This is a genomic window from Chelativorans sp. (assembly GCF_031180965.1).
Taxonomy (GTDB): domain Bacteria; phylum Pseudomonadota; class Alphaproteobacteria; order Rhizobiales; family Rhizobiaceae; genus Chelativorans.
Genome location: NZ_JAPSLH010000032.1, coordinates 24,430 through 33,643 on the forward strand (window position 1 = coordinate 24,430; position 9,214 = coordinate 33,643).

Here is a 9,214-nt window from a genome sequence, read left to right on the forward strand (position 1 = left end):
GCGGTCAGCCGCCATATCCGAGCAGCCTCGGCAGCCACAGCACGAGATCGGGGAAGAAGGTGATGAGGCCGAGCGCGGCCACCATGGCCCACAGGAACGGGAGCACGTCGCGCACGATGGCCCTCAACGGCACGTCGGCGATCCGCGTCATGACGAAGAGCAGCAGGCCGTAGGGGGGCGTGATGAGGCCGAGCATGATGTTGACAACGACCATGACGCCAAAATGGACCATGTCAATCCCGAACGCCTGCGCCGTGGGGATGAGCACGGGCACGACGACCAGAAGAATGGTAGTGCCCTCCAGCAGGCAACCAAGCAGCAGGAGCACGATGTTGACGACGATCAGGAAACCGGTAGGGGAAAGATCGCGGGCGGTGAGAAACGCGCTCAGCGCCTGCGGGATATTTTCAACCGTGACGACATAGTTGAAGACCAGCGCGCCGGCGATCAGCATGCCGATGGATGCCGATGTGCGCGCGCTCGACAGCACCGAACGATAGAAAGCGCCGAGGCTCACACTGCGATAGAGGATGGTCGACACGAGAAGCGCGTAGGCCGCGGCGATAGCCGCCGCCTCCGTCGGCGTGGTGACGCCGGAGTAGATGCCGCCGAGCAGGACGACGGGCATCATAAGCGTCGGCAGCGCCCCCCAGGTGATGCCCGGCAGGGCGCGCAGCGGCGTGGGCGGCTCGACCGGAAATCCCTTTCTGCGCGCATCGAACCAGACGATGATCATCTGCGACAGGGCCATCAGCAGCCCCGGCACGACGCCGGCCAGGAACAGGTATCCGATCGATGCATCGGAAACGAGGGCGTAGATGATCATGGGGATCGAGGGCGGAATGATGGGCCCGATCACAGCCGTCGCCGCCGTAAGTGCCGCAGCATAGCTCGGCGGATACTTCTGATCCCTGGTCATGATCTGCTGCATCATCTTACCGGTTCCGGCGGCATCGGCGATCGCGGAGCCGGACATGCCCGCGAAAATGATCGACTGGAGGATGTTGACGTGAGCCAGCCCGCCACGGAACCGGCCGACCACCGCGTTGCAGAAGGCCATGAGGCGATCCGTCATCGAGCCGATGTTCATCAGCTCCGCGGCGAGGATGAACAGCGGCACGGCAAGGATGATGTAGTTGAAATACATGCCGTTCAGCAGCTGTTCGGCGGCGGTTCCCATATCGAGGCCCGCAAGCAACAGGTAGAGAATGGAGCCGGCGATCATGGCATGGCCGATCGGCAGACCCAGGAAGGCGAGCGCGGTGATTGCCACGAGCGACAGGGAGAACGGGCTGGCGAAGCTCATACGCCGGAGCCCGCCTTGGGTGGGTCGAACGCATCGACGTTTCGGCCGGTGAGCGCCTTCCAGGACAGCCAGATATAGCGGGCGATCACAGCCAGAACGAAGACGATGTAGATAGAGAAGACCCAGTCGAAGCGCAGCTTGAGATAGGAGCTCTTCTCTACCTTCATGAAGGTGACGTAGTCGAGCACCGCCGGAAAGGAATATCCGTAGAGGAACAGCAAAGCCGCCGCCGAGAGCAGGAACATGATCCGGCGAGCCCGGGACCCTGCCGAGGCGTAGAGCAGGTCAAAGCGGATCTCCTCCTCCTCGTGCACGACGAAGGCCGCACCGAAGAGAACGATCCAGATCCAGAGGATGGAGCTGAGTTCGTTGGTCCATCCGACGGGCAGGTTGAGCACGTATCGGAACAGGACCTGCAGCAGGAATGCGAGGAACATAGTGCCGAGCATGAGCGCCAGAAGGTTCTCCGCCCGGCGGTATAGCCAGAGACCGATCCTTAATTTCGATGGCATGCGTTCCATCCCATCCTGCTAAAGAGATGAAGCAGCCCACCGCGGATCATGCCCGCGGCGGGCTGGGCACTCAAAGCGCGTTGATTTTGTCGACCATGCCTTCCGGCCAGTCCTTGGCGAGATCGGAGGCAAGGTACTGCTGCTGCACATGCTCGCGGAAGGCGGCCTGATCGGGCTCGTAGATCTTCAGGCCTCTTTCCTTGAAGGATTCAACTAGCTCGGCCTCTTGCGCGAGATGCTTCTCCGTGGAGAAATCGATCGCCGCGTCGGCCGCCGCTTGGAAGCGGGCCTGCGTGTCCGCATCCATTTCGTCCCAGACCTTCTTCGAGACGGTCAGCAGGTCGAAGCCGACAAGGTGCGAGGTGAGCACGATCTGCGACATGACCTCGTAGAACTTCATGTTCTCGACATTGGGCAGCGGGTTGTCCTGCCCGTCGATCGCGCCGGTCTGCAGGCCGGTATAGACCTCGGCGTAAGCCATCGGTGTTGGGTTGGCGCCAAGCGCCTCGCCAAGGAACTGCCAGGCGTCGCCCGGGGGCATGCGCAGCTTCACACCTGTCAGATCGGCGGGCGTGCGGATCTCTTTCTCGGGCTTCAGGCCGACCTGGCGAACGCCGAAATAGGTCGGTCCCAGGATCTTTATGCCAAGCTGGTCCTCGGCCATCTTCTTCAGTTCGGCGCCGGCCTCACTGTTGAAGAAGGCCCTCACATGGGCCGCGTCGCGGAACAGATAGCCGGCCGTCACGATCGACCAGGCCGGGATCTGCTTGGAGACGTCCTGCGGCGCGACGTTGCCCATCTCGAGATTGCCACGCTGCAGCGCGACGAGCTCGGTGCCCTGTTTGAACAGGTTGCCGCCAAAATAGCCTTCGAAGGTGAAGTCCTGGGCGATCGCGTCGGCGAACTGCTTCATCATCTCGGCGCGAATGTCCTGCTCGGAGAATACGGCGGAGAAGCGGAGCTTCGGCTTGTCCTGGGCGAGCACGGGAAACGCCGTTGCTGCGGAGGCAAGCCCCAGCCCGAGCATAAGCTGGCGGCGACTGATGGTGATGTTCATGATTTCCTCCCTTTTACGATGGTTGGTCCTAGAGCCTTCACGGGCCTGCTTGCGGTTGAGTAGGCCGCACCACTGTGATGTTGCGGGTTGGAGCTGCTCGGTGAAGAAGACGAAGGTTGGGCCCATCGCCTCCATGGCGGAACCTGATCACGGCCCTGACGTCATTGATTCCCGCGGGAATGGGTGCTTCTCCACTGAGGCGCGCGGCTGCAACAGCCCCCCAGGGCTGCGATATGAAGCGCTTTCATGAAATTTCCTCCTCCTCAGCTCCAGCGGCTTCCAACTACGCTCGTCCTCCCGAGCGGGCGGCTCATGCCTGCGCCTCGAAATGCCTGGCCATGGCGGCCATGTCCGTCATCCTCCCCGTGAAGAGCTCGAAGGCGCGCGTCGCCTGTCCGATTGCCATGCCCATCCCCGGAAGAACCCTGCACCCGAGGCGGCGGGCGTGGCGCAGAAGCTCTGTCTCCCTCGGAAAGTAGACGATCTCGGCCACCCATTGGTGGGATGCCAGAAGGTCCCCGGGAAAGGGCATCCCGGGACATTGGGCCATTCCCACAGGTGTCGTGTTAACCAGCCCGTCGGCGGCCGCGACCGCCGCCTCAATGTTCGTCGCCGCGCGGACCGCGGCATTGGCGGCGGTGTTCAGACGGTCTGCCAGGCGTTCCGCCCGCTCGGGCTGAGAATCGACGATCGCAAGTTCCTTCACGCCCAGCTTGATGAGGGCATAGGCGACCGCAGCTCCGGCGCCGCCGGCCCCGAACTGGACCACGCGGTCGAGGGATACGCCCGCCATGTCACGCCTGAAGCTTTCGGCGAAGCCCCAGCAGTCGGTGTTGTGGCCGAAGCGCAACCCGTCCTTCAGCACCACCGTATTGACCGCGCCGACCACACGCGCTGCATCCGACAATTTGTCGAGCAGCGGCAGGATCTCCTGCTTGTAGGGGAAGGTGACGTTGAACCCGGAGAACCCGAAATATTCGACGAAACGGACGAGTTCGGAGATCGAGGGCGCCGGATCGCCCATGAGATCGGCATCAATCAGCCGGTAGACGTAAGCGATGCCCTGCGCACGCCCCTCCGCTTCATGCATAGCAGGGGTGCGGGAAAGCTGGATGCTGCGGCCAATGAGGCCGACCAGCACGCTGCTGCGTGGCGACACGAGCGTTCGTGCAGGTTCAGCGCTGATCACCGCTGGCTTCAAACCTGATCCTCCCACGGGGATGCGCCGTCAAGGTGTGCCCAACTTATTTTTGAACTATCCGGTTAATTCAGTCAACCCTTTTGGACGAACAGGTTAGTTCCTATTATGGGATGTGGCAGAAGCCCAGAGATTCGGACAATGGTCGAAGTGGCACTAGAAACGGAACGTGGGACCGGCCGGGGCGGCTGGAAGCAGGACCCTGCTGGCGTGCAGTCGGACATCCTAGCCGTCGCGACAGCGGAGTTCGCCGCCAACGGCCTGGCGGGCGCGCGCATGGACGAGATCGCGGCCAAGACACGCACGTCAAAGCGCATGATCTACTACTATTTCGGCGACAAGGAGGGGCTTTACCGCCGCGTGCTAGAGGAAGCGTATCGGAAAGTGCGCGAGGGCGAGCGTAATCTCGACCTCGAAAATCTGCCGCCGGTGGAGGCGCTCACAGGCTTGGTTGAATTTACCTTCGATCACCACAGCAGCAATCCCGACTTTATCCGCCTCGTGATGATCGAGAACATCCACCACGGGGCCTTTCTCAGCCAGTCGAATTTGATCGGCAGCCTGAATGCGGGTGCTGTCGAAAAGCTGGAGGCGATCTGCCGGCGCGGAAAGAAGGAAGGAGTTTTCCGTGATGACATCGATCCATTGGAGCTGCACTGGCTAATAAGCGCACTTAGTTTCTTCAACGTGTCCAACCGCGCAACCTTCTCCCTGATTTTTGGAGAACGTCTTTATAGCGCCGCCGGTCAGGCAAGCTTACGCCGGCACGTGGTGACAATGGTGGTACGCTTTGCCGTCAAACTGGACTAGACAACCTAATCCAGGATGCTCAACGCGGTGAATTGCGACACAACGATATTGACCCTGAGCGACCGCATTCGGGCCCTATATTAGAAACCGCAAATCGCTGCTTATGCGGGACGCCCATCGCGCCGTAAGCGAATGTCGGTATCGATAGTCGGGAGCCCACGCAGCATACAAGAGCAAAGACCGACGGATTTTGCCACTAGCTGACGGTTGCCCTCTAGGATGTCGCGTCTTGGGTCGGAAGCTGACCGGCAGGTTCGGGATCAGCGTCTTAACGAGCGGACATTCACTTCGGCACGGTGTATTTGAGGGTCGATGCGCTTCGCGATTGAAACCCTCGGCACACGCGGGGACGTCCAGCCATACCTTGCGTTGGCTATGGGCCTGATGGCGCGTGGACATGAGGTCCAACTGGCCGCTCCCGTCCAGTTCACCGACATGGCCGCCGAGTACGGTGTTCCGTTCGCGGGCTTGCCAGGAGAATTCCTGGCGCTGCTGGTTCCTTAATAGCCCCGATTGGCAGCCGGACGAGGCGCTGGAGGCTTTCCTGACAGCTGGACCCCCACCGGTCTATTTCGGCTTCGGGAGCGTGCCGGGAATCGACCGTGCGGCGATGGCGGGCACGATCCTGGAGGCTCTCGAAACCACCGGGAAGCGTGGCCTGCTGGCCGGCGGGGGGCGGCGCGATCGGTAAAGTGGATGCGAGCGCCCGCGCGTTCTTCCTGGACGCCGCGCCGCACGATCGATTGCTGCCACGGGCAGGTGCGGCGATCCATCACGGGGGAGCAGGAACGACCGCGGCGAGCCTTCGTGCAGGGCTGCCCACGCAGATCGTGCCTTTCTTCGGTGATCAGCCCTTCTGGGGCAGGCGAGTAGCCACACTTGGCGCTGGGCCCGCCCCACTCGACTGGAGGACGCTCAGCGCCGCCGGGCTGGCCAAAGCGCTGGCAGCGATGGACACGGCCGCCATGCGGGCACGAGCGGCTGAGCTGGGCATCGCCATAGCGAAGGACCGCGGTGTCGAGACCGCAACTAAATTCCTCGAACGACTGAGCGTCACCTCGCGTTGAGCGCAGCGTGTGGACGACGAACAATGCCCGCCAGGTTCGTCGGCAACAAGTGGTCGTTGCTACTGCTGCGATCGATGGTGGTGGGTGCTAGGAGCTATTCGGACCTTCTGACTGCCCCGGAAAGGATCTCGACCAATATTCTTTCGGAACGCCTGCGCCGCCTTGAAGAGGCTGGCCTCATCACGCAGGTGCATCGGCGTCAGGGGTCCCATCGGGGCGCCTACGCGCTCACCAAAAGGGGCGCCGGGCTCATCCCGGCGCTTCAGGAAATCGCGCGCTGGGGCGAGACGCATCGGCACGATCGGTGGCCTGCTCCCGACCTCTATGCGGCACGCGCCGAGGTCTTTTGGAACGATTCTGACGCACCCTCCGGCTGATTAGCGTGCCCGACGTTCCCCGGTTGATTTGAGGCCGACAGCGGACGGTCGGCTGCTGTGACAGCTAGCTCCATCACCGGACACACATGCTATCTGGTTTAGGGTACGAAAGGCCCGAAGCGGTCACCGCGGCGCCTGGATGACGTGGAGCTTCATACTCGGAATGGTATTGTCCATGGCAAGGTGATGCGGATAGTCGTTCAAACAGCGTACCGCAAGGCGGGCCACTGATCGAGCCAAACCAGCCCGCACGCCAGCAATGATGATCGAATTAGGTCAACAGCCGGTGCTTGCACCGGTGCCGAACCAACCAAATGGGTCGCCCCCGTGCACTACGGGGAGCACGCCAATCGGCGAGCGATTTGGCTCGACCTGCTCGCAGGGAACGCGCGCGTCCCAGTCTTTATGTCCGGCGCTTACCGGCAGCTATCTCAGAACTTGATGCTCAATCCGGCCTTCACGGTCTGGCTGTCTCCGCTGGTGCTGAACTCCCCGGCGTAGGAAATTCCGACAGAGGCATTCTCAGTCGCGGCAACGTCGAGGCCAAGGTGGACGTTGAAGCTGTCCCTGGCGGAGGAAACCCCCGAAACCTTGAACGGATCGCCTTCGGCAAATGTAAGGAGCGCTTCGGAGGTGGCATCGTCATAGCGATGCCGCCAGCCGACCTCGGCCTGCAGGGACGCCACTGTGTTGCCCAGCATGAAGCGCTCGTCGAGACGGATGCCCAGCGTGGTGAATGCGGAGACGCCGTTCTGGGTACGCCCGGACAGGGCCGCGGTGCCGGGATTCTCGCTGAACGAGGAGTAGGTCTGGTAGAGGACCTCGGCATTGAAGAACGGCTCGAGGCGACCGTGCGGCAGCTCGATCTCGTAAGCAAGCTCGCCGAAACCTTGCACGCGCGCCGCCATGTAGTCGGCCGACAACGTGTCCGTGTAGGTCGAGAGATGTATGGGCCGGTGGGTCGAGATCGCATGTAGGGCCTGGGCATTGCCAAACCGGAAGTTCAGGTTTTCGGCCTCAAGCGAGCCGTAGAAGCCGAGCTCGAAGGTATCGATGTCGGCTTCCGCCGGCGCACCATCCTCCTTGATGGACGAATGGGCATATCCGCCGAGAATGCCAAGGTGCCAGCTGTGCTCCTGATAGAGATCGCGGCCCACATAAAAGCCACCGGTGTTCGCATGGGTGGCGCGGGCGCTGGACGTTTCATCAAAGTGGGCGAATTGGCCGAGGGACACTGTCCAGAGGTCGCCCTCTTTGTAAGCTGGCGCCGCGGATAGATGCCGGAGCGCCAGGCGTGGGAAATTGTGCGCCTGATCCGCGAGGGCCGCACGCAAGGAGGCATGAATCTGCCCCGACAGCGCATCCAGCGCTCCGGAGGCTTCGCCTTCCTTCAGGTACAGGAGCGTTTCGAAGAGGGGACCCGGCCCCAGCGCATCGACCGCATTGGCGACGGCAAGTTGGTTGGGGTTTTCCGCCTGCGAAGAAAAGGCCACGCGGTCGAGCGTCAGATACACACTCGTCGCGTCGTAGCTGAGCGATGAGGTGAGATAGGCAAAGTCGTCGCTCACGGAACCGAATGTGCCCGTCACGCCGCCTTCGGCGGAAACGATGGTGTAGGTCTTCGACCTTCCGTAGGTCGAGCCATTGTCCATTCCGTTTTCCGGAGAAACTCTCACCGCGGCATTCGAGCTGATAATAGCCGTTCCGCCTGCCGCTATCAGGTCGGAACGGCCTGAAGAATCGACCTCCACCAGGTAAGCGGATCCGTCGCCGAAATCCGCCACGTTGGCAACGTTAATCGTACCAATGGAATTGCCGGGCGCGATTGACGCGCCCGCGCCTGTGATGAAGGAGCCAACGTTCCCCGTCCCCGCTAAAGTGGCGCGATTGCCGATGGTGACGAGCGAAGAAAGGCTGCCGTCGACCGAAAGCATGCCGCTCATGACGTAAGTTCCGCCGGTGAACGTGCCGGTTCCCGACCACGTCAACCCGCCACCGCCGGTTTTGGTGAGCGATCCGCTGCCGGAGATGTTGCCGGCGAATGTGCCGCTCGCCGCCTGGTCGAAGACAAGGGCGGCATTGTTGGCGATCTCGCCCTGAAGGCTCGTAGTGTTGCCAACCAGCGTTCCGGCGGAGATCGTCGTGCCGCCGGTATAGCTGTTGTTTCCCGTCAAGATGAGGCTTCCAGCGCCGGATTTGGTGAGCGAACCGCCGCCGGAGATGTTGCCGGCATAGGCGCCGTCCGTCGCCTGGTCGAAGACCAGGGCGGCGTTGTTGACGATGTTGCCGGCTAGGCTCTCGGCGTCGCCGACCAGCGTTCCGCCGGCAACAGTGGTCCCGCCCGTATAGCTGCTGCTTCCTTCAAGCCTGAGAATGCCGGCGCCGGATTTGGTGAGCGAGCCGCTGCCGCCGATATCGCCGGAGAAGCTGCCGTTCGCAGCCTGATCGAACACGAGGGCCGCGTTGTTGAGGATGTCTCCTGTCAGGCTGTCGGTGTTGCCGACCAGCGTTCCGGCGGAAATCACGGTGCCGCCGGCATAGGCGTTCTGCCCCGTCAGGGTCAGGATCCCCGTTCCCGTCTTGATGAGCGTTCCGCTGCCGGCGATATCGCCGGAGAAGCTGCCGTTCGCAGCCTGATCGAACACGAGGGCCGCGTTGTTGAGGATGTCTCCTGTCAGGCTGTCGGTATTGCTGATCAGCGATCCGGCGGTAATCATGGTACCGCCGGTATAGCTGTTGTTTCCCGTCAGGATGAGGCTTCCACCGCCGGTTTTGGTGAGCGATCCGCTGCCGGAGATGTTGCCGGCGAATGTGCCGCTCGCCGCCTGGTCGAAGACAAGGGCGGCATTGTTGGCGATCTCGCCCTGAAGGCTCGTAGTGTTGCCAA

At 62.2% G+C, this 9,214-nt stretch carries 9 protein-coding genes; 4 read left to right on the forward strand and 5 right to left on the reverse strand.

The annotated features are described in order from the left end of the window. Positions 1–4 precede the first annotated feature (4 nt). The 4 genes from RIN79_RS18590 to RIN79_RS18605 all read right to left on the reverse strand — a co-directional run bounded on the left by RIN79_RS18590 (position 5) and on the right by RIN79_RS18605 (position 4,034). Positions 5–1,306, reverse strand: coding sequence for a TRAP transporter large permease (locus RIN79_RS18590; protein WP_309086182.1), 1,302 nt, complete (start codon positions 1,304–1,306; stop codon positions 5–7). Next, positions 1,303–1,818, reverse strand: coding sequence for a TRAP transporter small permease subunit (locus RIN79_RS18595; protein ID WP_309086183.1), 516 nt, complete (start codon positions 1,816–1,818; stop codon positions 1,303–1,305). Before RIN79_RS18595 ends, RIN79_RS18590 begins: the two co-directional genes overlap by 4 nt. Positions 1,819–1,888: 70 nt before the next feature. Beyond that, a complete protein-coding gene (gene dctP / locus RIN79_RS18600) occupies positions 1,889–2,875 on the reverse strand; it encodes a TRAP transporter substrate-binding protein DctP (RefSeq protein ID WP_309086184.1) in 987 nt (328 codons plus the stop codon). 310 nt (positions 2,876–3,185) lie between these two features. Then, entirely contained in the window at positions 3,186–4,034 is an 849-nt protein-coding gene (locus RIN79_RS18605; protein ID WP_309086185.1) for a shikimate dehydrogenase, read from the reverse strand. A 180-nt stretch (positions 4,035–4,214) separates the two neighbouring features. On the opposite strand from RIN79_RS18605, the gene RIN79_RS18610 reads away from it, so the two are divergent. The 4 genes from RIN79_RS18610 to RIN79_RS18625 all read left to right on the forward strand — a co-directional run bounded on the left by RIN79_RS18610 (position 4,215) and on the right by RIN79_RS18625 (position 6,327). Beyond that, positions 4,215–4,883, forward strand: a complete 669-nt coding sequence (locus RIN79_RS18610) for a TetR/AcrR family transcriptional regulator (protein WP_309086186.1) — start codon at positions 4,215–4,217, stop codon at positions 4,881–4,883. A 312-nt stretch (positions 4,884–5,195) separates the two neighbouring features. After that, positions 5,196–5,387, forward strand: coding sequence for a glycosyltransferase (locus tag RIN79_RS18615; protein ID WP_309086187.1), 192 nt, complete (start codon positions 5,196–5,198; stop codon positions 5,385–5,387). Between the two features lie 239 nt (positions 5,388–5,626). Then, on the forward strand, positions 5,627–5,950 hold the full coding sequence (locus tag RIN79_RS18620) for a nucleotide disphospho-sugar-binding domain-containing protein (protein WP_309086188.1): 324 nt from the start codon (positions 5,627–5,629) through the stop codon (positions 5,948–5,950). A gap of 23 nt (positions 5,951–5,973) precedes the next feature. Next, positions 5,974–6,327, forward strand: a complete 354-nt coding sequence (locus tag RIN79_RS18625; RefSeq protein WP_309086189.1) for a helix-turn-helix domain-containing protein — start codon at positions 5,974–5,976, stop codon at positions 6,325–6,327. A 431-nt stretch (positions 6,328–6,758) separates the two neighbouring features. On the opposite strand, the gene RIN79_RS18630 is transcribed toward RIN79_RS18625, so the two are convergent. Continuing rightward, positions 6,759–9,214 (reverse strand): autotransporter domain-containing protein (locus RIN79_RS18630; protein WP_309086190.1); only part of this gene is annotated, 2,456 nt, incomplete at its 5' end.